This window comes from Rhodosalinus sp. FB01 (genome assembly GCF_041365715.1).
Taxonomy (GTDB): domain Bacteria; phylum Pseudomonadota; class Alphaproteobacteria; order Rhodobacterales; family Rhodobacteraceae; genus Rhodosalinus.
Genome location: NZ_JBGFSH010000008.1, coordinates 1 through 24,372, shown reverse-complemented (window position 1 = coordinate 24,372; position 24,372 = coordinate 1). Strand labels below are relative to the sequence as shown.

The window sequence follows — 24,372 nt, the reverse complement described above, 5'->3', positions numbered from 1 at the left end:
GCCCTCGAAGGTGGGGCCGAAATTTCCCGAAGCAAGCCAAAAGCAAGAGGTCGACCGATACTCGCCGAGTGGTTCAGGGAGAAAGGCAGCCGCGCTGGTGATTGGTGATTAGGCGGGTGTCGCAGCGCGCTTGCTCCGGGACGAGAAACATTTCTCGCGGCGTGGCGCTGAACATCATCATGAGAACCGTCGGAGCATCGACCCCCATCTCGACAAGGTAGTCGAAGATGTCTTGGTATACAGGCGCCGCAGGCGGCATAGCCACACCGTAGGCAGAGACCTGGTGTAGGCCCAGTTCCTCGAAAGGCCACCACATGAACCGCACTGTGCCACCTGCGACGGCCAGCGGACAGGCCGAGTAGCATCCGTTGATGACCTCAGTCTCCAGGCCGGCAGCACGGATCAAGCGTCCTGCTCGAAGAGCCTCGTAGACCGCACCGCCGCCAGAGCCGAGCGAGACGACTTTTGCTTCCGGATATGCGATGATGGCACGCGCCACCGCGTCGGAGAAGCCGGGAGTAATGTCGCCCTGGATCATAATGGCGCGCCGGTCCGGGTCAAAGTTAACCACATGACCGCGAGCGACGGCGACATACAGTGTTGATGGGATGTCGTGGTGCCCGACGCAATCAAGGTTCCAAATCCGTCGCCGCGTATCGACGTCGATGCTGGAGTGGTAGCGTGCAGCGACGACCCAGTTGCCGAGCGATGTGGCAGCGACGGCAAACTCCCGCCCTGACGCGTCAGGCCCCGGCTGCGGTGGCTCGAGGGGTGCGATGGCATCGGCATGACCGACCATGCGGCCGAGGATGGCACAGAGGTGCATCTCGACATCGACCTCATTGAAGGCGGTTCCGAGAAATTCGGTGAAGCCCTTCTCGCGCGAAATTTCCCAGAACCGGTCCGACATGGCATCAACGTCGGCAATGGCCTGCTCCCAACTTTTGGCGATTGAGGCTGTCGCCGCGAGTGCCACGAGCCCGAAGGAAAGAAGAAGAATTGCAAAGCCGCGCTGCCGCATGAGTTCTGTCCTGCGTGATGTCTTTTGAGAGGAGCTTAGCAGGCAATCAAGACAAGCGTGAGGCGAAGGCACATCTTAGCAGATCGCTTTTGCGTCACATAGCTGGCATTCGTGACAAGCGCAGCGAAGGTCTACCGCCTCTAGCCGTCCCTTCTTGCCGACAGTGTTCATGACCTCGCGCAGTATGTCTGCGTCCTCGATCGCCTCGGTGCCTTCGCCTCGCGCTGCCTTCTCGCGCCGGAACGCCGCGATCTCGTCGGTGTGCGCCTCCCGGAAAACCTTGTCGATGTCGCCGCCTGCTTCCAGCGTCGCGCTGTCGATAAGGATTGTGCGCGGCTTTGCGAGGCGCTCGCCGTCGTCGGCGAAGTTCCGGAAGAGCTCGCACCGGCCGGCGGCCGTCTCGATCAGGCCGTTCTCGTCCTCGCGCTCGAAGCCCGCGATGTAGTCGCGTACGAGAGCGACGCGCTCGCGCAGCTTGAACGCGTGATAGTTGGTGATGACGATCCGTGCCTTGCCCATGTCCTGCATCAGGTCTGAGGGCACGAGGTCAAGGCGCTGGTAATAGTTTTCGGTCTCGCTCGGAAGCAGGACGCGAAGCCGGTCCCGGATCGTGATCCCGGGCGTTACTATCAGGAAACCTCGACCGAACTTCTTCAATGACGGCGAGCGGACCGCGTTGAGCGTCTGCCAGGTAATCAGCATCGCCATCACTGTCGTCTTGCCGGCGCCGGTCGCTAGTTTTAGCGCGATCCGGAAGAGATCCGGGTTCGCGGCACCGTTCGCGGTCTTCAGCCACTACTGAAAGCGTTTGCCCCTGTTACCCATCTTCGGCGCCACTTCCGCGAGCCAGACCGCGACCTCCAAGGCCTCCAGCTGGCAGAAGAACGGGCGGATCGGCACGGTCTCGTCCTTCTGCAACGCGCGCCAGTGCTGCAGCAGCCGTTGCGTGATGGGGCTTACCTGCCACTGTGTCGGGTTGGGCAGGTGGCGCCACGTGTCGACCTCGGCACGAAGCTCGTTGATGAAGGGTGTCGGATTGTACTCCATGTCCGCGCTCGACAGGCCCTCGCCGGAGTCGAGAGTCATGGAGATTTGCGCAGCTTTCGCGTTCTTCGAGGCGGGCATCGCCGAGATCAGGTCCGAACGGCGGCGCTTCTCGATGATGACATCCGTCGGGCGGCCATCGGCATCAAGCTCCCAATGCCGCTCGGGGCGCTCATAGGGGGAGTTGAGTATAGGCTGTTCGAAAAACTTCATGCCCGCCCTCGTGCTATTTTCTTGCGTCCGGCATCGGCGCATGGCTTGCCTGTTGCCATGTTCGATACCGTCCGAAATGGCCTAACTTGCGGCGGCCGCAAGCATCAAGTGTATTGCGACGCTTAAACACAAAGCAAGATGGCGAAAACGCCGGGCTTGTGGGCGCGCGCCCGCAAGAGGTTTGGCTGCAAGCAAGCCTGCGTCGGCCTCGCGGGTGTTCCCTCAACCCGAGTGTGGTGTCTGGAAATGACAAGTTCTCCAGAACAATCTTCCGAGATTACCAGTCGTTCCAAATGATTAAATTATTAACTATTGCAGTGTTTTTTGCATTCAGCCCGCAAGTTTTGCAGCACCATACAGAGACGCCGAAACTGCTACGATTTTTTGGAAAAGTGGCTACCCGGCATGTGTAGTGTTCTGCGCCTGACGTAAGTTCCCCGGATCGCCTCTGGTGAACTTCCGCCGTTCGGCAAACGTGCTGACCTGCCACTGAACTTTCATCCAGCCGCGACCGGTGGCGGCCCACTCCGGACCTTCGCCGGGATGGCCATCGCTGCGGCGCGGCTTCACTGAAGCGGCCTTTCGTGGCACCATGCAGCATCGTCCGGCAGGTCGAAGGCCGCAGTGCGGACAGAGTGGACGTAGGTTCTATGTCTGCTTTGGCAGCGCAAAGTTTGGCTTGTGTTAGGTGCTTAGAGAAAGGGACTAACGTGGGACAAAATGGCTGCATCTGTAACACCTTGATGTGCTCTATCCATCCTGGCGCGCCCCTGGTATTCGGCTTTAAGTTCTGCGGTAAAGGCAGAGTCCATTCGGTCCGCGATCTTCTGGTTTACTTGCTCCATGGACTCTAATGGTTGAGAAAGTTCTGATCCTGACCAAAACCCGGAGGCAGACTCGACACCGTCCTTTAGTCCAATTTGCCTGCCATAGGACGCAGGGAAGATACCCCGACCTACTCCAACAATGACACGGTCACGGCTCGGAGTGATGTACGCCCCAATGTTCTTAATCCGATGCCTAGGCCAAAAGCCGAAGTAACGACCACCGTCAGAATACCGGAAACCCCCATACCCACATGGCTTTCCATTTAGTACCTGACCCCAATAGCTTGTACCATTGCTCCACTCCAAAAGGCCGTAGCCCTCGGGATCATTTTGTCGGAAGGTCCCTCGGTAGGTTCGGTCGCCACGAACTTGCCGAGTTCCGAGCCCGATCTCAGGGATAGGTTGCCAAAAAACATTCCCCAGATTGCTATTCAGGCGATCCAGCCACAGTTCCTGTCGCCTGAAATTGTACTCTCGCCTTACGCGCATTGCCTCTTCGTGACTAGCAAGCTCCCTTGCTTTGTCATGAGCATGCACGCCTTTCGATATGCTCTCTCCAACTACAACTGCCAGCCCCTTTCCGTGCCCTTCGAAGTCCTGCAAGAGGAGATCACCCTCGAGGTAGTAATGTGGAGCGTCCACGTAGTGCACGGCTTCCGGAACGTCCCTCGAAAAATCCATGCTCAGCACGAGTTCTTCCGCTTTTGCTATTATCTCGTAATTCACGAACTCAGCAGCCATCAGCTTTTCTGCAAGTTTGGCAGATGAAAACTGGACGACAATTTCTTGAACGATTAGAGCGGTTGCGTCCGCATACGCGGCAATTCGTATAGCATTTGCCCCTTGGTAGGCAGGTCGCACTATCGAAAAGACCCTGTATGCATTTCCTAGAGCGCGGACTGTTGGATCTACGTTCCTTTTTGTCACGACATCGACGCCTACCGAAGTCGCAACATTCATTAGAGCGCCTGCAATTTGATCCACTATCTGGCGCTCCAATCCGTTTTTCTACTGCTAGCCAACTTCAAGCCTACAATTTCACATTTGTATTTTGGCTTCCGCCCGGGATCGGCCTCACCGGCACGAGGCTATTCTGCGGCGACGCCATAATAGTCAGTTGACAGCATGTGCCAGCAAGAAAGCAACCATTCGCTGCAACCTAACGAAAGGAAGGTTTGGGCTGAGGCTGTGTGAAAACTCCAGATAGGATATTCTTGTCGGCAAGAACCGGAGGCAGGCATGTCGGGCTATATCGAGGGGACGGATCGAGGGCAGTCGACGCTGTTTCCGGAGCGGCTGGATGACTGGGTTGGCGAGGACAACCCGGTCCGCGTGATCGACGTTTTCGTGGACGAGATCGATCGTAACCGCCCGGTTGTGGCCGCCTGTCCGAGGGCGATGTGCCGGTCTAAGGCACGTGCATAACGACGTCGCAAACGACGTGTCTTAGGTGGAGGGGCCATGCGGGGGCAACGCCCGCAAACGGGTTTTCACACAGCCTCGGCTCGAACCGGTCATGCGGCGGTGCGGCTGGCGCCACCACTACAACACCAAGCGCCCGCACTCATCGCTGGGGTATCGGCCACCGGCTCCCGAGGTCGTCTCGTGGCCGGCTCCGCCATCCGGACCCGCTTCGCCGGCCACGCCAACCGTAGCCCCCAGACCTGTCATGCACTAAGAGTGAAACCGGACCACTCACTTGGGGCAGGTCACTCCCGCCTGGGCCGCCGTGCGTTCTCGGCCAGCATGGCGTCGAGCTTGTCCTGCCAGGGCCCGATCTTCGGAAGAGGCTGGACGCTTCGCTCGTAGTTGAACTCCGTCGCGCCCGACCGGACAACCTTTCGCACCGTCTTCCGAGAGACCCGAAGCTCGCGGCAGATCTGCTTGATCGGCTTCTTGTCCTGAAAGTACGCCCTGCGGATCTTCGCGATCGTTTCCACCACCAGCATCCCAAAACCCGGCTCCCGCTTGCCCCGGGAGCACGATGGACCATCCGTATCAGGGGGTCCCTCTTGGAAGCCGATCACCCCTGTACGGGGTCCTTTTTCCATGCCGGTTCAAAGTCCGCGCGCAGTTCACAATGACCATGGCGGCCTGCAACCTCGCCAGGCTGCCAAAGCTTCTGGCGGCCTGAAAGACGGGGCATCCCGGCCCCGATCGACACGTCCCGGGCCGCCACCGCCTCAACTTCGAAACCGGCGCCGGGAAAAACGTCCTTCCATCCGCACTTCTTCAGCAGCCTCTTAAACCACTTGCCGCAATCCGCTCGGGTCATCCACCGACGCTACCGAGCCCCCTACCCGCCTCAAGGCGATTTCCTCCGGCATGACCATTGGTGAAGGACCCGCTATTTGGTGACGCGCTGATTGGTGACGTGCTCAATGCCTCGCATCAAGTGAGGGCGAAACAGTGCCGGATGCTCGGTCGCCGGAAAATGTCCTAACCGATCCATAACAATATGAAGCGCTCCCGGGATCGTTGAAGCCAGCTTTGCGCCGTCCTCTGGTGTCGCGGAGAAATCATAGACGCCGGAAAGGAGAGCCACCGGCGTGGAAGATGCGTCGATCAGTGGCCCTATTTCAGCTCCATCAAATTCTTCACTGTAGAACGCAAGATCTCCATAATAAACACCAGGAGCCCCCTGCGTATAAATCCAGCTGGCAACACGACGATGATCGATCGGGCTCGAAGGGCTCATTAGGCCCCTTGTAAAAGCACTGTTATGAAGCCCTGCATGAACGCACACGTGATTTTGAAAAGGGTTTTGGCGACCCTTTGATTGGAAGGGAGGTTCCAGCGCCACGACACCGTACGTCATATTCGGTCGTTGCGCAGCCATGGTTAAAGCAATCGCCGCACCCATGGAGCCACCGACGTAAATAGCAGGTTCCCCAATAACGGTCTCAACGAAATCCGTCAGCCAAGCAAGATAAACGACACTGGTCAGGCAGTATGGTTCGCCATCCCAATCGCGAGGGGGCATCGACCGTCCATGGTAAGGCATATCGGGCGCAAACAGGCGAAATCGAGACGCAAGCTCGCAGTCAGCCATCTGTTCTAGATATTGTCGACCATCAGCACCTGCGGTGTGCAGAAACACCAGTGGCACCCCGCTTTCACCGGCTGTCTCGTAGTAAACGCGGCAATGACCACCTTGTGTGTCCAAGTCCACATACTTACCGGAAACTTGGGAAAGATCGGACTCAAATGCGGTGGCTTCGGTTGCCATGACTGGGGCTATACATTCGATCAAACGATCCAGCGCCGCGCGCGCTTGCGCAATCTTCAGCGGTTCGCCGGCAACCTCGAACGCTGGATTTGCGAGTTGAAGCGCTGTAAAGCTGTTATGCAAAGGAGGCTGCGGAGCTGTAACAACAGCTGACCAACCTGCCCTCGTTCCAGCAATGACGATATCAGGGGAGACTTCATCAACAACTCGCACGTCACCACCTGAAATTTGGATTGAAATGGAAGCATCCTCCACCTCCAATCGGACCGCGACCTCAAGCCCAGGACTGTTGTGGCGCAATTCCGAATCTCCCGATGCAGCTTCGATGCGAATTCGCAAATCAGAGACAAGGGTCATGGTCAGCCCTCGAACTCTTCCATCACTTCCTGAGCAGTGCGAAAGCTGTCGATACCGGCTGGAACGCCGCAGTAAATAGTGATTTGCATGAAGATCTCGCGTAGCTCATCCTTCGTCACCCCGTTACGCAATGCGCCGCGAACATGTAGCCTCAGCTCGTCTCTCCGTCCGAGAGCGGCGATCATTCCAAGGTTCAGAATGGATCGCGATCGGCGATCCAGGCCGGGCCTGTTCCAGATCGTATCCCAACAGTATTCGGTCACCAGCTCCTGCATGGGAAAGCTGTAGTCTGTCGCGGCGTTGATCGACTTGTCGACATAAGCATCGCCGAGCACTTCGCGCCGTGTTCGCAAACCACGCTCAAAACTCTCGGAGACGTTTGAAAGATCAGCTTTGCTTTGACTGGCCATATGACTCTCCCTTCCAGACGGAGCGTGGCAGCATGCCACGCAAAAAGATTAGTAGACAATCTTACAACTGTAGTACACTCAGCATGCGACGCGCCGGCAAAGGCCGGCAGGCGTTATTATGGAGACGAATATGCAACTCCAGATACAGAAGAGCCGCGCGACACTTCGCGGTCTCGTGGAAGAGAAGCTGCGTGAAGCGATATCTGCGGGCCTGTTCAAGCCCGGCCAGCGACTTGTCGAACGGGAACTGTGCGAGACGCTTGGGGTGGGGCGCACATCGGTACGCGAAGCGCTGCGGCAGCTTGAAGCAGAAGGCTTGATCGAAACGGTCCCCCACAAGGGTCCATCGGTCGCGCGAGTTTCGCCCGAGGACGCTGTGCAACTGTATGCGCTGCGCGGCTTGCTCGAAGCGTATGCCGGAGGTCAGTGCGCGCGCTTCGTCGACGAAGATTTCGCCGATCGCCTCGACGCCACGGTGAACGCTTTCATCGCCGCGTGCGATACCGGTTCCCGACAGGCGATGGTCGAAACGAAAACTGCGTTTTACGAACAGCTGATGACAGGTTGCGGAAATAAGTATGTGACAAAGTTCCTGACAAGCCTTCACAATCAGATCAGTGCGCTGCGGTTTACCTCGATGAGCCAACCCGAGCGCCTGCCCCAAAGCATTGCTGAAATCCGGGCCATTGCCACTGCTATTCGGGCAGGCGATGTCGCGGCCGCCGAAGAGGCCTGTCGACGACATATCGAGAATGCTTCCAAGGTTGCCTTGGCGCAAATGCGTGACTGAAGCGATCATCCCATGTTGTCCGGCAAAAAAGTCGCGATCACTGGAAACGAAAAAATCAGAGCCAAGCATACCACTTCGGCAACGATGAAGGGCAGAATGCCAACAAAGACGTCCTTCGTTTGAACTTGGCCGTCGGAAGCGCTGACAACAGCGAATAGATTCATGCCAACTGGTGGAGATATGACTGCGATTTCGACCAGCTTAACTACGATCACGCCAAACCAGATGGGGTCGATTCCCATAGCCTCCGCCACCGGAAACAAAAATGGTAGCGTCATGACCATGATCGAGATTGGATCGACGAACATGCCCAGCACCAAGTAAAGCGCAACGAGCATCGCCAAGAACATCGCTGGCGTGACGGCATTGGCTTCTAGGAAATCGTTCACGTCGCCAATGAAGCCAGATGTCAGAAGAAAGCGCGCGAAAAGTGTACCGCCAATAATGATAAAAAACAGGGACGCCGTGAGGCTGAGTGTAGACTCGACACTGCTTGAGAACTCACGCGCAGATAGGCGACGTCTCAGGAGGGCTATGACAAGTGCGCCGACGACGCCTACAGCTCCGGCTGCGGATGGAGGCATGAAGCCAGTGTAGATGCCCCCGAGGACGATTCCGATCAGAAGGATTACCGGCCATATAGCAGCGAAGGCACGCAGCTTTTCGCGAATCGGCAAGGCCTCTTCCAGATTCGGCGCCCAGTGGGGTTTCCAGCGTAGCATAATGGCGATTGATGTCATAAACAGGATGGCCGTCAAGATACCGGGCAGGATGCCTGCCACAAGCAAACGCCCAATACTTTCACCCGTCAGAATCCCATATATGATGAAGCTGAGAGACGGCGGAATGAGAGCCGCCAAGGTGCCGACCCCGGCAATACAACCCGCGGCAAAAGCCTTGTTGTAATTGCGCGCCATCATCTCCGGCATCGCAATTCTCGTGAACATGGCCGAGTTCACTATAGTGGAGCCAGAAATCGCGGCAAATAGTGTCGAGCCGACGACGGTCGCATGGTAGAGGCTACCCCGAAACCGTGCGAGAGAGACCTGGGCAAAGTAATAAAGTTCTCGGACGACGCCGGACGATGACATTATTGCGCCCATCAGGATGAACATGGGTACAACAACGAACGTGTAGGACGACACTGTCGCGAACGGAACGAGCTGAGCCTGGATTAGTGCAAACGGCAGACCACGCGACACCCACATTCCTGCAAAGGCCACCAGGAACAACGCGATCGCCACCGGAACGCGGAGCGCAACAAGGGCCATGACGGAGAGAATGGCCAGAGCGCCAAGCGACAACGGCTCCATCAGAGCGCGTCCCGGCCGAGGATTTGCATAAGGGCAATCAGCGCCGATCCGATCGCACCTACGAGAACCGCCGTCTTGAACGGCCATACGGCGAAGGGGATGATTCCCTGCGCACTTTCGGAAAGCTGATAGCTTTTGGTGACCAGGTCGACGGCCTGCCATCCGATGACCCCGAAAACGGCCAGTGCGGCAACAAGACCAATATAGCCGAACAGCCGCTGAAGCGCCTCAGGCAACATGTTCGCGACAATATCAACATCGACATGGCTGCGCCGATACTGGGCCAAGGGCAGAGCCAAAAAGAAGGCTGCGGCCAAACCTTTCGATGCCAACTCGAGCGCGCCGGGTACCCCTGTGTCGAAAAACTGGTAACCGATGACGTCAGCAAACCCCAATGCGGCAATTCCGACGATCAGAACGCCTGACATGATCGCACAGGCGAAAACGAAGGTACGAATGACGCTGTCAAGGACACTCATGGGGAGGACCCCTTCAGGCTTTGCGACAAGGCGCCCTGCGCCATCCGGGGGCGCAGGGCAAGAAGAAGAGACGCCGTTAGGACTGGCTATCTTCGCCCATCATCTGACGCACGTCGTTTGCTGTCCCGGCAGCCTCTTCGGCAAGGTCGGGGAACCTCTCCGAGATTTGCTCGACCCAGAGGGTCAGCATGTCGGGCACAGCTGCATAGGCGGCGTCCTTTTCTTCAAATTCGATGACCTCGACGCCATTTGCACGCATCACCTCGAGCGCGGCCGCTTCGACCTCTTGCGTCATGGGAAGCGACATCGCCTTGGCTTCAGCGGCAACCTCCATAAACAACGCCCGGGTTTCGGGCGACCACGAGTTCCAGTTGTCTTGGCTGGTAAAGAGCGTCACCGCATTGATTGCGCCGAGATCCAGGTCGGACATGTATTTCGCGACCTCGTGCAGCTTGAACGGCACGGTCAGTGACCGTGTCCAGTACACGCAGTCGACAACGCCCCGCTGAAGGGACTCATACATCTCCGGCATCCCGAGGTTGACCGGGATCGCCCCGAGCGCCTCGAGCATCTGCGGGATGAAGGCGCCATAGCTGCGCACCTTTTTGCCTCTCAGATCGTCCATGGTTCGCACTGGCTCAGTGCACAGAAGAGTGTATTGCGGCAGATGGCGCAGAACGAGCGGCTTAAGGTTGAGCCGATCGAACTCGGCCTGGATGGTCTCGTTCTCGGCGTAGAGCGTCTCGGTGATGTCGAGCACACTATCGGCCTCGAATGTTGCCGGGACTGCATTCGTGAGCCCTGCAAACGGGAGCTCCCCGAAATGGTAGCCGGTTACGATACCCCCGAGCCCGATCGCACTGGCACCGACGAGAGGAATGATCTCGTTCGGACCACCTAAGGCGTTCGAGAAATTCAGATCCACTTCGATGCGCCCGTCCGACCTTTCGGCCAGCTCTGCGGCAACGAACCGATCAATGTCTGACAGGTAGACGCCCTCCGGGAAAGGGGACCCAAGTTGCAGGAACAGGCGATCGATCTCGGCACTCGCCGTGGTGGACACGGCTGCCAAAGCAAGAGATGCGCCGAAGATGCGCGAGGCAAGTTTTGTCATGTTGCTCCTCCCTACGAGAATCACCGCGAGCGTTGGTCGCACACGTTGATGCAGCCAGAGCCTACTTTAGCCCCTTGCCAGAAATCAACGGATGATCAGACAATCTGAAAAACTCCTTGCGTGTGAGGAGGTGGATGTCGATATTGACGTGGCCGGTACGTTGAGGAGGCTCCTTTGCCAGAGACACATCGCATCGCGGTCCTGGGTCTTGGTCGCATGGGGCTGCCGCTGGCAACCAACCTTGTCTCGAGCGGCTTTTGCGTCGTTGGCCATGATACTCTCCCTTCAGCACGGTCTAGGTTCGGCGCGATAGCGGACGTAACCGACACGCCGGTTGCAGCCGTACAGCGCGCAGACGTCGTCATAACGATGCTTCCCGATGGTCGAGTTGTCCGGGAGGTCCTCACTGGCCTGCAAGATGCAATAAGCCCCGGCACAATCGTAATCGACATGAGCTCGTCAGCTCCGCTGGGTACTCGAGAACTGGGGGACGTCCTCGCACACAAGAAGATTGCTCTGATCGACGCACCCGTTTCAGGTGGCGTATCCAGGGCTGAGGCCGGAACCCTTGCCATTATGGCCGGGGGCCCAAGCGACAAGATCGAGCAAGTTCGCCCGGTTCTCGAAGCGATGGGCTCGGAAATCTTCCTCACCGGAGGCTTGGGCAGCGGTCACGCCGTCAAGGCACTGAACAACTACGTTTCGGCTGCAGGTCTTCAAGCGGCATGTGAAGCGACTTTGATCGCACAAGAATTCGGGATCGACGGGCAGGTATTCATTGACGTCCTGAACGCGTCAACGGGACGAAACAACTCCACCGAGGTCAAGATGAAACCGTTTGTCCTCTCGAGGGATTTCGGGTCAGGCTTCGCCTTGGGACTAATGTCGAAGGACATTCGAACCGCGGATGATTTAGCTAAGGCTCTTGCAGCGACACAACCGGGTCTTTCAGCGACCGCAGACTTGTGGACCCGTGCGGCAGAGGCGATGCCCAACGGGGATCACACCGAAATCTACCGTTTTCTCTCTCAGGGCTCTGAAGACCAAGGGTGACCCCCAACCGCGACGGCATATGTGCTTTGACTGGATCCAAATTGAAGTGCCATAACGTGAACACCGCGGCTTTCAGCGCAATGCGTAACTGCGCGTGGGAAAATAGAAACAGGAGGCCGGCTTGAGCGATGATACGTGGGAAGTTTATGCGTTGCGTTATGCAACACTGCCCGGGTTCACGCGCTCCGATAGCTTCCTGTTCAATGACGACCATGCCTGCCTCAATGGTATGGACTATTTCGTCTGGCTTTTACGCAGCCCTAGCCGAGCGATTGTCGTAGATACAGGGTTCGGCGCTCTGGAGGCCGAGAAACGGGGCCGGAAGCTCCTGCACGATCCTGTCACTCTTCTGGAGCAATTGGATATCTTAGCCGGCTCGGTAGATTCGGTGATCATCACACACCTGCATTACGACCATGCCGGTTCTCTCGAGCGGTTTCCCAATGCCTGCTTTCACCTCCAAGCGGCCGAAATCGCATATGCGACCGGGCCCTGCATGTGCCATCCCATCTTGCAAAAACCATTCACGGTCGAGCATGTCGTCGAGATGGTCCGCTGCATCTATTCCGGGCGAGTCGCATTTCACAACGGCTCTGCAGAAATCGTACCAGGCGTTTTGGTTCATCGTATCGGAGGTCACTCGCGCGGGCTGCAGTCCGTCCAGGTCAAGACCGGTGCAGGGTGGGTGTGTCTTGCTTCTGACGCGACGCATTTCTATGAGAACTTCCTCACAGAAAACCCGTTTCCCATCGTAGTGGACGTGCAGGATGCTCTTGACGGCTTCAAGATCATTCGCGCGCTGGCCTCCAGCGCGGAGCACACAATTCCTGGTCACGACCCAAAGGTCTGCTTGCTCTTTCCCGAAATTCTCCCAGACATTTACCGGCTGGACAAGCAGCCTTTGAAACGTCTCGATCGGCAAGGACAAATCATATGACGTCGCATCTGCTGTGTATCGAGAACGGCTCAAGAGAAGTCTGGAGTTTAGTCGGGCCGGCATCGTATGCACCACCGGCATCGTACACACCATGGATCTACGAATTTAGATATTGGAAATGAAAGGCGCGATCTGAGCGAGCATCCGGCGCGGGTCAAAGTCAGGTGCTTGGCGAATTTTCAATTATTTCGATTTTCAAGAGGGTTTTTTTAACAGCTTATGCCTAAATAATTCACTTCATGGGTCTAATTTATTGCGCTAGCAATATGGGAAAGCCGCCTCCTCACTGATATGCCACCTGATTTTTGACTTCACTGTCGCCGTTCTACTCAGTGGTGCAATGCGAGAACGACTTGAAACTTGCGTTCATGCAGTGGTGGAAGAGTCATTCTAACCAACCTGCGCCAGGACAGTGACGCGGGCAAGTTACAGGCTCGCCGACACCGCGTCATGGACCGCAGTCGAAGGGGATAACGTTATCTCAGATAGGCGCGTTATCCCGTAACGTGCCACCAGACTTTCATCCAGCCGTGCTTTGTCGATGACACAGGTGCAGGTAGGAGGGGCCTCCACGACATCAACAAAGGCCCGCAGAACCCTAAGCCACCGCCTGGAAGGCTTCGCCCCCATGACCTTGCGACATCAAACGTAAATCGTCGAACTACGCGTCCGCACTGCCTTGTCGGGCGGATTAGTCCCAGGCTGTGTCCCTGTCATAGAGCCCGCGCGTTTTAGTCCGGCCTTCAAGCTAAGCGCAAAACACAACCCCGCCGAGATCCCGGTGGCTGCGGCCGCCTCCGCCACCGAGCACTTAGTCAATCGGCCGGCCGGGGCATGGGATAGCCCTTCGGCATCTCGAACGGCGTGTCCTGTGCAAAACGGCGCACGACGTTTTCCGTCATCTTCGAAACGTTGTTGTCGTAGTCTTCGTGCGACAGACTCGCCGCCCAAGCGATGGATCCCACCGAGAAGACTGCCCCGCCATTGGGACATTCGTAGAACACGATGTCGGCGGTACAGCCCGGCGCTTCTTCGCCGTTGATCATCGGGTGATGAAACAGCGTCTCCTCCGGGGCGAGATTGTACGTGCGCGTGTGATTCTCGGAGCGAGCGACGATCAGAGCGTGCCCCGGCGTGCCAAGCGAGAAATCCGCACGGTCCAGTTCGTCGCCCGCTGCTCCGCCTCCACGGGCACCAAAGTTTCCGATGATTTCGTCCTCAATCCCATCGAAAATGAAGGCCGCGCGCGGGTCACTGGCCTCGTCCCGACGCCGGTAATAGGACGAGAAATCGAAACCAGTAGCCACGGTGCCAATGCCAACAAGTTCCTGCGGCGGCCGGCCGAGGCGTCGCCACAGCCCGCCGTATTCGCCGGTGAAGCTGTGATACCCTTCGCCGGCCTCGGTGCCCCAGTAGCGCGCTCCGGTCTCGGCACGGCGCACCTCGATCATGTGCGGCTTGTCCGGTGCAAAAGCGGTGCGCCAGTAGAAGCCATTGCCTCCCAGATACATCATCCTGCCGCCGCCGCGTTGGTAGGCCACGAGCGAGTCCCACATGTCCGTGGTCCAGTATTCCGGGTGGCTTCCGGTCACGATGACGTTGTAGTCCTCCATCACCCTCGCGCCGAGGTAGTGCACATCCTCGTCCGTGATCACGTCGTAGTCGATGCCGATCGCATCCATCCAGTCCGTGATCAGCGTGTCACCATTGAGCGACCATGACCGTTCCTGCAGATACATACTGAACAAGGGGCGCAGGCGGGAGGAGTAGCACACGCCAGAGCCGTCCGAGTGGGTGTCATAGGGCGACATGCCAAGGTCGCGGCGTCGGTCGAGAAACACGTCACCCGGCATGATCGGAGCGAAATTTCCAGATTTCATTTCCATCAGGGGATGATCAAGCCGGTAGTGCCCGTTCGAATAGGCCATGTAGGTTACCGTTGAGGCGAGGAAGGCTACCTTGTGGCGCGGCTTGCCCACCGGCTCAGATACGAAGAAGGTGATGTGGCGCAACTCTTCCTCGGCGCCCGCGGTGCCCTCTTCGCCGCGTAGCCTGGCGGCGTAGATGCCCGACGGCAGCCCCTCGGGCACGGTAAAGGCGAAATCGGCCTCCCAGAGACAGTCGTCCAGATCGTCGTCGTGAAAATGCACCGCACCGAAATGCTTGGGCAGCTCGGTCCAGCGATGCGCGGTGCCGTCCCACAGTACGCCGGTCACGCCTCGGGTCGGCTGATTCATCAGCCGACCGTGAAAGCGGTGCGGACCGATATCTAGAATGCGATCGGTGGGAATTTGTTGGCTGAAATCCCATTGGGCCAGAAGATGGTGGGCGAACTCGACAGGCGCCGGACCACCAGAGACGAGCGCTTCGGTTAGTGCGGGCGCGGGCGCGCAGTCGAAAAGCGCGGGCGCCTCAATGCGGCCGTTGTAGTGGCGTCGCCATCGCGGGATCAGGTCGCTGGCCGACGGTGCGGCGGCGAAGCTTACCGGCAGGCCCGCATCGGCACGGACGATCGCTCCGTCGCCCGCATCGGCGGTCTGGGGAAGTGCATCGTGTGGAAAACCGCACGCAGGAGCCACGCTCAGGCAAAGACGGCCTTTGCCGGGATCGTGCCCGGCCACGATGCGTACCCACATCCGCTCACGCAGGGGCTCGGACACAGCGACCGCGGACAAGCCCCCACTGCCGTCGGCGATCTCAAGGCGTAGCGTGCCATCGGCATCGATCAGCAGCTGCCAACCGCGCGCGGCGCCGCCATCGGCGCCATCCTGCCATCGGGCAGCCAGCACCTGTGGAGTGCCATTCAGCAACGTCGGCCACGCCGAAAGGGCGATGGTAAGGCCACCGCCGGTATCAAGGCGCCCATCGTGGGCGATTTCCGCGTGAGAACCGATCTCGATCGGCTGCCAGCGACCGGGATAGCTGCCGCTCACGGGCGTCTCGACCACCTCTTCGCGCAATCCCGGGGCTCCGGGACCGTCATCACCGCAGTGCACCCGCACGATGTCAGCGCGATAGCGGGTAATGTCCTCGCAGCTGACCATGAAGCGCACGGCTTCTCCCTCGCGGAGGGTGATCTTATCCGGGTATCCCATGATCCTGTACATTAGGCGACCTCCTCATCGTATTCCGGCGGAACCGATTTGCCCGTTACCACCAACCAGCGGTGCTTAAGCGCCTCCCATTGCGCATCGGCGAGGCTGTCGAAAACTCGATCATCCACCGGCAGGAAAGGTCGGCCGCGGACTCCATCGCGACGGCAAAGCTGCCATGGCCCCCGACGGGTAAGGGCGACGATCACGACCCGCTCCTCGTTCGGCACTATCATCAACCGGTTGAGGAGGCGCCTGAGCTCAATACTCCATTGCTTGCGAGGCACGGTCCGATACTCCCGCAAAAGCGGCAGATCGCTGTCGGTCACGGTGTACATGCTTCTCCTCCTGATGCAGTCAGCGGTTACGCGGGCGCTCATCCCAGAGGTCCCGCAAGAGATATCCGGTGGCCACCGCGGCCACGCCCAGCCGGTGCAGACGGTGAAACGGCACCTCGCGCAGCGGCGACAGCGGCAGGCCGACTCCGAAGTCCGCATCTTCCGCGCCCGATGCGCCCACCGCCAGCGCGCGTCCCAGCTCTGTGCCGAACGCCGTGCCAAGCGCCATGCCGCGGCCGTTGAACCCGAGCGCACAGAACAACATTGGCTCGGGATTATGGACATGCGGCAGCGAATCCAGCGTCATCGCAACCTTGCCAGACCAGGCTTCCTCCCACTGGCAGCCAGCCAGCTCTGGAAACAGCCACTCCGCCCGCGCGCGTAGACGGCCGAAGCGCCAGCGACCGGCTGCGCCCATCATCCCGCCGCGCCCGCCCATCACCAGCCGTCCGTCTGGGCTGGGCCGGAAATAGAGCAGGGAACGGCGCGTGTCGGACACGCAGGCGATGCCCGACAGGATGCGCCCCTCCAGCACGGCCGGATGAGGCGCGGTGGCGACCTGGGCGCTTTCGACCGGCACCACGCTGCGCCTGAGTGGCGGCAGCAGCGGGCCGCTGTAGCCATTGGTAGCCAGCAGCACGGCGCCCGCGCGCACCGTCCCACGCGGCGTCTCGACCCGCCAGCCGCAACCGTTGCGCACCAGCCGGGTGGCCGGCGTGTCGATGGCAAGCCGCGCCCCGGCGGCTTCGGCCGCGCGGGCAAGGCCGCGCACAAAAGACAGCGGCTGCACAGTGCCGCCTGCGGCATGGCGCCACCCGCCGAAATAGGCGGGTGTACCGATCGCGACGGCGATGGTGTCTGCGTCCATCCATTCCACCGGCTGGCCATCTTTGCGCAACGCGTCGAACTTCCGGCACGCCTCGGGCAAAGCGGCAGCGCTGTGCACCCCCACCACGGTTCCACGCCGGTCCGGCCGACAGCGGATCTGGTGACGCTCCACGAGGTCGAAGACGACCTGCGGCGCCTTGGCGGCCAGCGCCTCAAGCCGGGCTGCGTCGGCGGCATCGTGATCGCGGGCAAGCGTACCAGGAAGCGGCTTGAACCCGGCCCAGATCTGCCCGCCGCTGCGTCCAGTGGCGCCCAAGCCGATCGCGCCAGCCTCGCAGAGCAGCACGCTTGCGCCCGCTTCCGCCGCTGAAAGCGCCGCGGCCACGCCCAGCACTCCGCCGCCCACGACGCAAAGATCCGCATCGACATCGCCGTCGAGGCGGGCGCCCACTGCACGCTCCTCTGCGCTTGCCCCCCACAGGCCCGCCGCTGCGCGTTCCGCGCCCGAGCAGGCCGTTCCCGTCATGGAATCGTCTTGCATTTCGGCACCCTGAGCGCAATTCACTTTAATAGCATTACGCAGTCAAGAATATTTATTAAAGTGAAAAATACTTGAGCGCGAGGGTGTGGGGTGCCATAAGACCACCTGGGTGCCGTGGCGCCTGGACGTGTCGGCAGGCGGAGCTGCTATAATGTCGGAACCACCTGCGCACACGGACGCTCGGGACAAAAGTCGCAACGACGGGGTCGAGCAGATGATCGGCGCCCAACTGCGCAGGGCGCGCCAAGGCGCAGGACTGTCGCTGGCGGCGCTTTCGGAGGTAACCGACGTCTCGATCGGTGCCATTAGTAACATCGAGCGCGGCACCAGCTCTCCCTCGATCCGAACCTTGCGCAGTCTCACCAATGCGCTCGGCATCTCAATCGGAGACCTGTTCGGCGAGGGCGGCGAGCCTTCACGGCCTAGCCCCGAATTCGTGGTGCGCCGGGACGACCGCCGGCGCCTGCGCTTCTGGCGGACCGGCATCTCGAAGGAACTTCTGACGCGGGTCGAGCAGACCAACATCGAGCTTTTCTATCTCACGATAGAACCCTACGGTTCGACCGGCGATGCCTATACCCATCGCGGCGAGGAGGCGGGCTTCGTAATCGAGGGATTGCTGGAGCTAACCGTTGATTCTGAAACGGTCGTGCTGCGCGAGGGCGACGCCTTCGGCTTCCGCAGCGACCGACCACACTCGTTTTCCAACCCCGCCGGACAGTGGGCGCGGGTTCTGTGGGTAAACACAGGCAATGAGAAGGAACTCTAGCCCGCCGAACCGGCCGAGGCTATGGGAACGGGGAGCAAAGGTCGTGGCGATAGGTCTGGCAACGCACGAGTTGTTCTATTGGTACGAGCACGGCTCATCCGCCCTGTTCGGCCGGCGCCCTGGGGTAGAGCCGCATCTGCATGTGGACACCCCCGACGCCAAGCGCCGGGTGCGTGGGCTATTCGAGGTATCGGGGCTTATGGCGCACTGCGTCGCGCTGAAGCCGGCTGAGGCCGTCGTCTCCGCGCTTACCGGCGTGCACGACCCAGCCTATGTGGCGCGTGTGCTGGCGTTATCTGAGGGGCCGGGTGGCGATGCGGCGCGAGGCGCCTGGGTGCCGCAGGAGGGGGCGCGCATCGTGAGACTGGCGGCCGGCGCGGCGATGGCAGCGGCCGATGCGGTGCTCGACGGGCAGGTCGAGACAGCATACGCTCTGACGCGCCCCGCCGGCCACCATGCCGAGCGCGCCGGCGGCATGGGATTCTGCATCTTCAACAACGTTGCGCTGGCCGCGCGCCATGCGCTGCAGCGCGCGGATGTAGCGCGGGTAGCGATCGTGGACTGGGATGTGCACCATGGGAACGGCGCGCAGGAGATCTTTTACTCAGACCCCAACGTGCTGACGATCTCGCTGCACCAAGACGGGCTTTTCCCGCTCGACACCGGCCACCTGCGCGAGACCGGTGCCGGCGACGGGACCGGCTTGAACATCAACGTCCCACTTCCGGCGGGTTCAGGTCACGACGCATACGTGGCTGCGGTGACCGAGGTAGTGGTGCCCGCGCTCGAGGCGTTCGCACCCGATCTGGTGATACTGGCTAGCGGATACGATGCGTGCGTCTTCGATCCGCTTGGCCGGATGCTGGCGCACATGGAGACCTACCGCTGCATGACCGAAGCGATCAAGGCCGTGGCAGACAGTGTTTGCTGCGGCCGCGTCGTGGCTGTGCACGAAGGCGGCTATTCACCCGTCTATGCTCCTTATTGTGCGCTCGCCGTGGCCGAGGCTCTATCGGGAACGTGGACAGGCGTGGCTGATCCCTTTGCCGAGGTGGCAGGCTATCCTGACCAGCGCATGAAGCCAGAGCAGCGCGCGGTGATCGATGCCGCCGCTGCTCTGGCCGCGGCCTTGCGCGGGGAGTGATGCGACGGCTCGCGTGTTTTTCATTAAACTAAAAAACTGCTTTGACATAGCCATATTCCTGAAATAGCGTGAACTAGACGTATAAGGACTGCGGCTGCACTTGTTTCGCGTTTAAGGGCACCGGGGTCGACCGTCGGCTGGACTGTCCGCCTGGAGAGGTGCTGATGCGACCAATTCTTTCGGCAGAACGTGTTCAGAAGCGTTTCGGCGCCTTTACCGCCGTTGACGACGTGTCGTTTGACGTGGCCGAGGGTGAATTCCTGACGTTCCTTGGCCCCTCGGGCTGCGGCAAAACAACGATGTTGCGCATGATCGCAGGCTTCGAGGCCGTTTCGAGCGGACGCATGCTGCTGGACGGCGCGGACATGTCGCGCGTGCCGGCCTATCGCCGCCCCGTGGGGATGGTGTTCCAGAACCTTGCGCTGTTTCCGCACATGTCGGTGTTCGAGAACGTCGCCTTCGGCCTGTCGGTCGAGCGCCAGCCCCGCGATCGCATCCACCAGAGGGTGGGCCAGTCGCTGGAACTGGTCGATCTGGCCGGCTACGGCGACCGCATGGTGCACCAGCTTTCGGGTGGGCAACGCCAGCGCGTCGCATTGGCGCGGTCGCTGGTGATCGAACCGCGCATCCTGCTTTTGGACGAACCGCTTGGCGCACTCGACCTTAAGTTGCGCCGTCAGCTTCAGACTGAACTTCGGACCCTTCAGCAGCGTACCGGCACGACCTTCATCTTCGTCACCCACGACCAGGAAGAGGCGATGTCGATGTCGGACCGGATCGCTGTATTCAATGCTGGCAAGATCGAGCAGATCGCACCACCCAGCGAGGTCTACACCCGGCCCTCATCAGTCTTTGTCGCTGATTTCGTAGGCGAATCCAATGTCCTGAAGGGGTGCAGCCGCGGCGGCCGCATTGAGGTCGAAGCGCTGGGCACCGCGCTGGGCGATCCCGAGCACCGGTCCGACGGCCAGCAGGTCTGGGTCAGCGTTCGGGGCGAGAACCTGCGCCTTTCGCCAGCCGAGGACTCCGACGTCCCAGGCTGCGCTAAGGTCGAGATGCTGGAATATGCCGGTCTGCACGCGAAGGCGCACCTTTCCGTAGGCCAAGCGGACGCCCGACTGACTGCTATCATAGCGCCATCCGAAGCCGAGATCCTGAGCGTTGGGTCACGCGTGCGCCTGGAAGTGCGCGAATACGTGGTGCTCACCCATTGACCCGGCGCCCAGCAATCGCGCGCGGCGGAGGCATCCCGCTATGAGACACCTCTCCAATGTTAGGCTCCTGGTTCTGCCGCAACTCGCCTTTTTGGGCCTGTTCATTTATGGTTTCTTGGCAATCGCTTGGCTATCGATCCATCCAGAGGGCACTTTCACCCTCGAGGTATACCGCTCCTTCGCGACCGAGCGGACCTATCAGGACATCCTCTGGCGCACGATCCTTGTGTCGTGCTGGACGGTTCTGTTCAGCCTGCTGCTAGGTTATCCGCTAGCCTATTTCCTGGCCCGCGCACGGAACACCGAGATGCTGCTACTAGTGCTAATTTCGCCGTGGCTGGTGAGTATAGTTGTGCGGACCTTCGGCTGGATGCTGCTGCTTGGTAACGCGGGCTTCATCAATCGTAGCCTGATCGAGCTTGGGTTGATCGAGCTGCCACTGCGCATGATGTACAACATGACCGGTGTGGTAATCGGGCTTGTGCATGTGCTTTTGCCACTGATGGTCGTATGCATCCTCTCGGTGCTCGCAAAGGCCGACCGCGCCATCGAGGAGGCCGCCGCAAGTCTTGGCGCCACGCCAGTGCAGACCTTCTTTCGCGTCGTCTGGCCGATCAGCTTGCCGGGTGTCTACAACGGGGTACTGCTTGTCTTTCTCGTGGCGATGGGCGCCATCGTCACGCCGATCCTGCTGGGCGGGTTTCGCGAGACGATGGTCGGTAGCCAGATATTTCAGGAAATCTTCATGCTGTTCGATTTCCCGCGTGCGGCCGCCTATGCGATCGTTCTGCTGCTTGTGAGCCTTTTGCTGGTTACGCCCGTGCTTCTGCACGACCGCCACCTGCGCAAGAAGCGGAATATTTGACATGGCCCGAGGTCCGAACAGGCTCAATTCAATCGATGCGTTTATGACCACCATCGCGTTGATCGTGCTGTGCATTTTACCCGCGCCGCTCATCTTCGTGGCATGGGTGTCATTCTCGGGTGAGCAGTTCCTTCGTGTGCCGCCGGGCAGCTATTCGGTCCGCTGGTATGCCGAGTTCCTGAGTAGCCCCAAGTGGATGTTTGCGTTCGGCACCAGCATCCTGCTCGGCCTCGTGGTCGCAGTCATCACGACGGCAACCGCGCTTTTCGCTGCACTGGCGGCGATGCGGATGCGCGGCAGCAGCCGCGGCTGGCTTGAGCTTTTAATAATGCTGCCACTGCTGTTTCCGGCTGCGGCCATGGCCATCGCCATGCGGGCGGTCAATGACCAGCTTGGCATCAACGCCACCTTCCTCGGCGTGATGATCGCCCATGTCGTGCTCTGTGGCCCCTTCGCCTACCGGCCCATCTCGGCGAATCTGCGCGCGCTGGACCCAGCGACAAGCGAGGCGGCGATGAGCCTTGGCGCCACGCCCGTCTACACGCTGTGGCGGGTGATCCTGCCCCAGCTCAAGCCTGGCCTAATCACCTCGCTGTGGTTCAGCTTCATTATCTCGTTCGACGAGGTGAATATCACTATGTTCCTCGTCGGCATCAACTTCACCACGCTTCCGGTGCAGACCTACGCGCACCTCGCCGACAGCGGCGACCCGATCGTGGCTGCGATTTCGGTGTTCCTCATTTTGATCACTCTTCTTCTCGTGCTGCTGCTTCAAAGAACCGTCGGGCTCAAGGTGCTCGTCAATTCCGAAGACCGCATGAGCGAGCTTCAGCGCGGAAAGACCTAGGCCCCATCAACAGGAAGGATCTCACTATGCTAAGACTACTGAAAACCCTCACCGCAAGCGCGGCGTTGGCAGCCGTGGCCACCATCTCATCTGCACAAACCGCCGACGACGTTGTGCGCATCGGCGTGTGGGGCGGCAGCCCCGGCACTATGTTCCGCGAGCTTCTTGGCGCGGCATTCACTGAAAAGACTGGCATTCCAGTCGAGGTCTACGAGATGCCGAGCGCGGGCGCGGCCATCGTCGCCGCCGAGGGCGAGACAGATTTCAACGTGGGCGTCATCACCGGCTTTGAAGTGGCGCAACTCAGCCAACGCGGTCTTCTCAAGGAATTCACATATGACCAGCTGCCGTCAATGCGGGACTTTCCTGAAGAGGTGCAGCCCCTGACCGAGGACGGCGAGCGTCTGTTCGGTGTACCATCCTACTATATCTTCTACGGAATTGCTCGGAACACTGACTTCACTAGCGAGGAGGATTTCGCCAGCTGGCAGTCCCTGGTCGATCCCAAGTGGAAGGGGCGCATCTCGGTTACCCGGCCGGTGTTCATGTCGGTCTACGACCTTACGCTCTACGCCTACCTCAATGGCGGCGATGAGACCAACATCGAGCCGGGAATCCCGTTCCTGCGCCAAGTGATCGAGAACGCTCTGACCGTTTACCCTTCGATGGGTACGTTCAACTCCATGATTGCGCAGGGCGAGATCATTGCGGGGCCTTACTACTCAAGCGTGAACTTTCTGAAGGTCAAGGACGACAGCACCAACTTCCGCGTCGAACTACCCGAAGAGGGTGGCCTGCTGCTACCTTATGCCGTGGTGCAGCCCGCCGGCACGCCAGAAAGCCCAGCGGCAGAGGCGTTCCTGGAATTCGTGGCCTCCCCAGAGGCCCAGAGCTTGGTGGCGCAATACACCTACATGCCGATGAACCCCAAGGCGACGATCCCACCAGAATTCGAGGAATTCCTCGGCATGTCCGCGGAAGAGCTTCTGGACAAGCTTTACAAGCCCGACTGGAACGTGATCGCCGATGCACAGGAGGAACGTGTGCGTCTGGTAGAGCAGATCATCGGCGAGATGGGTCTCTGAGCTTTCTATAGTATTGTGATCCGTTCGCATGTCGGGCCGCTCTCAAAAGCGAGGGCGGCCCGTTTTCTGTTCCGGGCGAGCTTTGGCGATCGTCACTCCTCGGTCGAGTCACTGGTGCCGCGATCCTACTAGTGGCAGTCGGCTCCGCGGCGCGGTCCAACCCTGCGGCTCCTGCCTAACGGCCTCGACTGACCTGCTCCCCTGAAACGTCCTCGATTTGAGGTTAGCCTGTTCTCCACCTGAGGAGACAGACGATAAAGAGAAGCCGTTTCAGCGAAGCGCAGATCATTGGTATTCTGAAAGAGCACCAGGCGGGCATGAGCGCGTCGGATCTGTGCCGCAAGCACGGGATCAGCGATGCGACCTTTTACAACTGGCGACGGAAGTATGGCGGCATGGAGGTCGCCGATGCGAAGCGGCTGAAGGCGTTGGAGGCCGAGAACGCCAAGCTGAAGAAGATGCTGGCTGAGCACATGATGGATGTGGCCACGCTGAAAGAGATGCTCGGAAAATACTTCTGAGGCCCGGCTCACGGAGGAAAGCGGTGGACTGGGCCATGAAGGAGAAGAGCTACTCGCAGCGGCGGACCTGTGCGCTGGCCGGGATCGATCCGCGTGTGTATCGGCGGCCATCGAAGCGCCCGGCTGACACGGAGCTGCGCGCCAGGATGAAGGAGCTGGCGTCTGAGCGGCGCCGGTTCGGTTATCGCCGCCTGCACATCCTGCTGAGGCGGGAGGGCTGGGAAGTGAACTGGAAGAAGCTCTACCGGCTCTACCGCGAAGAAGGATTAACGGTTCGTAAACGGGGCGGACGCAAGCGTGCGATCGGGACCAGAGCACCCATGACGATCCCCCAAGGCCCG

20 protein-coding genes and 4 pseudogenes are annotated in these 24,372 nt (G+C 59.9%); 12 read left to right on the top strand and 12 right to left on the bottom strand.

The window, feature by feature from the left end:
* Positions 1-73 precede the first annotated feature (73 nt).
* From AB6A65_RS12215 to AB6A65_RS12205, 3 genes and pseudogenes are all read right to left on the bottom strand, one after another.
* On the bottom strand, positions 74-1,021 hold the full coding sequence (locus tag AB6A65_RS12215; protein ID WP_371038667.1) for a hypothetical protein: 948 nt from the start codon (positions 1,019-1,021) through the stop codon (positions 74-76).
* A gap of 120 nt (positions 1,022-1,141) precedes the next feature.
* A pseudogene (locus AB6A65_RS12210) lies at positions 1,142-2,278 on the bottom strand (DEAD/DEAH box helicase family protein); the annotation flags it as partial.
* Positions 2,279-2,970: 692 nt separating this feature from the next.
* Positions 2,971-4,104, bottom strand: coding sequence for a hypothetical protein (locus AB6A65_RS12205; RefSeq protein WP_371038666.1), 1,134 nt, complete (start codon positions 4,102-4,104; stop codon positions 2,971-2,973).
* Between the two features lie 240 nt (positions 4,105-4,344).
* Between AB6A65_RS12205 and AB6A65_RS12200 the strand changes: the two genes are divergently transcribed.
* Both AB6A65_RS12200 and AB6A65_RS12195 read left to right on the top strand, forming a co-directional pair.
* A complete protein-coding gene (locus tag AB6A65_RS12200) occupies positions 4,345-4,530 on the top strand; it encodes a hypothetical protein (protein WP_371038791.1) in 186 nt (61 codons plus the stop codon).
* 106 nt (positions 4,531-4,636) lie between these two features.
* A pseudogene (locus tag AB6A65_RS12195) lies at positions 4,637-4,783 on the top strand (integrase core domain-containing protein); the annotation flags it as partial.
* Positions 4,784-4,817: 34 nt separating this feature from the next.
* Here the strand turns inward: AB6A65_RS12195 and AB6A65_RS12190 are convergent.
* The 3 genes and pseudogenes from AB6A65_RS12190 to AB6A65_RS12180 all read right to left on the bottom strand — a co-directional run.
* Positions 4,818-5,054: pseudogene (locus tag AB6A65_RS12190) on the bottom strand (IS21 family transposase); the annotation flags it as partial.
* Between the two features lie 398 nt (positions 5,055-5,452).
* The gene (locus AB6A65_RS12185; RefSeq protein WP_371038665.1) at positions 5,453-6,691 is read right to left on the bottom strand and encodes an alpha/beta fold hydrolase; all 1,239 of its coding nucleotides are present in this window, start codon (positions 6,689-6,691) and stop codon (positions 5,453-5,455) included.
* A gap of 2 nt (positions 6,692-6,693) precedes the next feature.
* Complete coding sequence (locus AB6A65_RS12180; RefSeq protein WP_371038664.1) at positions 6,694-7,101, bottom strand: carboxymuconolactone decarboxylase family protein; 408 nt, start codon at positions 7,099-7,101, stop codon at positions 6,694-6,696.
* Between the two features lie 130 nt (positions 7,102-7,231).
* On the opposite strand from AB6A65_RS12180, the gene AB6A65_RS12175 reads away from it, so the two are divergent.
* Positions 7,232-7,891 carry a GntR family transcriptional regulator gene (locus AB6A65_RS12175; protein ID WP_371038663.1) on the top strand — a complete coding sequence of 220 codons (660 nt, stop codon included), beginning with the start codon at positions 7,232-7,234 and terminating at the stop codon, positions 7,889-7,891.
* A 5-nt stretch (positions 7,892-7,896) separates the two neighbouring features.
* Here AB6A65_RS12175 and AB6A65_RS12170 read toward each other — a convergent pair whose 3' ends face one another.
* The 3 genes from AB6A65_RS12170 to dctP form a co-directional block, all read right to left on the bottom strand.
* Positions 7,897-9,204, bottom strand: a complete 1,308-nt coding sequence (locus AB6A65_RS12170; RefSeq protein WP_371038662.1) for a TRAP transporter large permease — start codon at positions 9,202-9,204, stop codon at positions 7,897-7,899.
* Entirely contained in the window at positions 9,204-9,683 is a 480-nt protein-coding gene (locus AB6A65_RS12165; RefSeq protein WP_371038661.1) for a TRAP transporter small permease, read from the bottom strand. The genes AB6A65_RS12170 and AB6A65_RS12165 overlap by 1 nt, the downstream gene beginning before the upstream one ends.
* Before the next feature lie 76 nt (positions 9,684-9,759).
* Entirely contained in the window at positions 9,760-10,797 is a 1,038-nt protein-coding gene (dctP, locus tag AB6A65_RS12160) for a TRAP transporter substrate-binding protein DctP (protein ID WP_371038660.1), read from the bottom strand.
* A 174-nt stretch (positions 10,798-10,971) separates the two neighbouring features.
* Here dctP and AB6A65_RS12155 point away from each other — a divergent pair, with 174 nt between their 5' ends.
* Positions 10,972-11,850 carry an NAD(P)-dependent oxidoreductase gene (locus AB6A65_RS12155; protein ID WP_371038659.1) on the top strand — a complete coding sequence of 293 codons (879 nt, stop codon included), beginning with the start codon at positions 10,972-10,974 and terminating at the stop codon, positions 11,848-11,850.
* Positions 11,851-11,971: 121 nt separating this feature from the next.
* On the top strand, positions 11,972-12,787 hold the full coding sequence (locus AB6A65_RS12150; RefSeq protein WP_371038658.1) for an N-acyl homoserine lactonase family protein: 816 nt from the start codon (positions 11,972-11,974) through the stop codon (positions 12,785-12,787).
* Between the two features lie 815 nt (positions 12,788-13,602).
* Here the strand turns inward: AB6A65_RS12150 and AB6A65_RS12145 are convergent.
* From AB6A65_RS12145 to AB6A65_RS12135, 3 genes are read right to left on the bottom strand one after another with little or no spacing between them, the layout of a single operon-like run.
* Complete coding sequence (locus tag AB6A65_RS12145; protein WP_371038657.1) at positions 13,603-15,894, bottom strand: N,N-dimethylformamidase beta subunit family domain-containing protein; 2,292 nt, start codon at positions 15,892-15,894, stop codon at positions 13,603-13,605.
* Positions 15,894-16,217, bottom strand: coding sequence for a hypothetical protein (locus tag AB6A65_RS12140; RefSeq protein WP_371038656.1), 324 nt, complete (start codon positions 16,215-16,217; stop codon positions 15,894-15,896). Before AB6A65_RS12140 ends, AB6A65_RS12145 begins: the two co-directional genes overlap by 1 nt.
* A 19-nt stretch (positions 16,218-16,236) precedes the next feature.
* Entirely contained in the window at positions 16,237-17,586 is a 1,350-nt protein-coding gene (locus AB6A65_RS12135; protein WP_371038655.1) for an NAD(P)/FAD-dependent oxidoreductase, read from the bottom strand.
* 214 nt (positions 17,587-17,800) lie between these two features.
* Here AB6A65_RS12135 and AB6A65_RS12130 point away from each other — a divergent pair, with 214 nt between their 5' ends.
* From AB6A65_RS12130 to AB6A65_RS12100, 7 genes and pseudogenes are all read left to right on the top strand, one after another.
* The gene (locus AB6A65_RS12130) at positions 17,801-18,355 is read left to right on the top strand and encodes a helix-turn-helix domain-containing protein (protein ID WP_371038654.1); all 555 of its coding nucleotides are present in this window, start codon (positions 17,801-17,803) and stop codon (positions 18,353-18,355) included.
* A 43-nt stretch (positions 18,356-18,398) separates the two neighbouring features.
* Positions 18,399-19,499, top strand: coding sequence for a class II histone deacetylase (locus AB6A65_RS12125; RefSeq protein WP_371038653.1), 1,101 nt, complete (start codon positions 18,399-18,401; stop codon positions 19,497-19,499).
* A 164-nt stretch (positions 19,500-19,663) separates the two neighbouring features.
* Positions 19,664-20,713: an ABC transporter ATP-binding protein gene (locus AB6A65_RS12120; protein WP_371038652.1), complete on the top strand. Its 1,050-nt coding sequence runs from the start codon at positions 19,664-19,666 to the stop codon at positions 20,711-20,713.
* Between the two features lie 40 nt (positions 20,714-20,753).
* Positions 20,754-21,578, top strand: a complete 825-nt coding sequence (locus tag AB6A65_RS12115) for an ABC transporter permease (protein WP_371038651.1) — start codon at positions 20,754-20,756, stop codon at positions 21,576-21,578.
* Between the two features lie 43 nt (positions 21,579-21,621).
* A complete protein-coding gene (locus AB6A65_RS12110) occupies positions 21,622-22,425 on the top strand; it encodes an ABC transporter permease (RefSeq protein WP_371038650.1) in 804 nt (267 codons plus the stop codon).
* 26 nt (positions 22,426-22,451) lie between these two features.
* On the top strand, positions 22,452-23,510 hold the full coding sequence (locus tag AB6A65_RS12105) for a PotD/PotF family extracellular solute-binding protein (RefSeq protein ID WP_371038649.1): 1,059 nt from the start codon (positions 22,452-22,454) through the stop codon (positions 23,508-23,510).
* 254 nt (positions 23,511-23,764) lie between these two features.
* Positions 23,765-24,372 (top strand): annotated as a pseudogene (locus AB6A65_RS12100) (transposase); the annotation flags it as partial.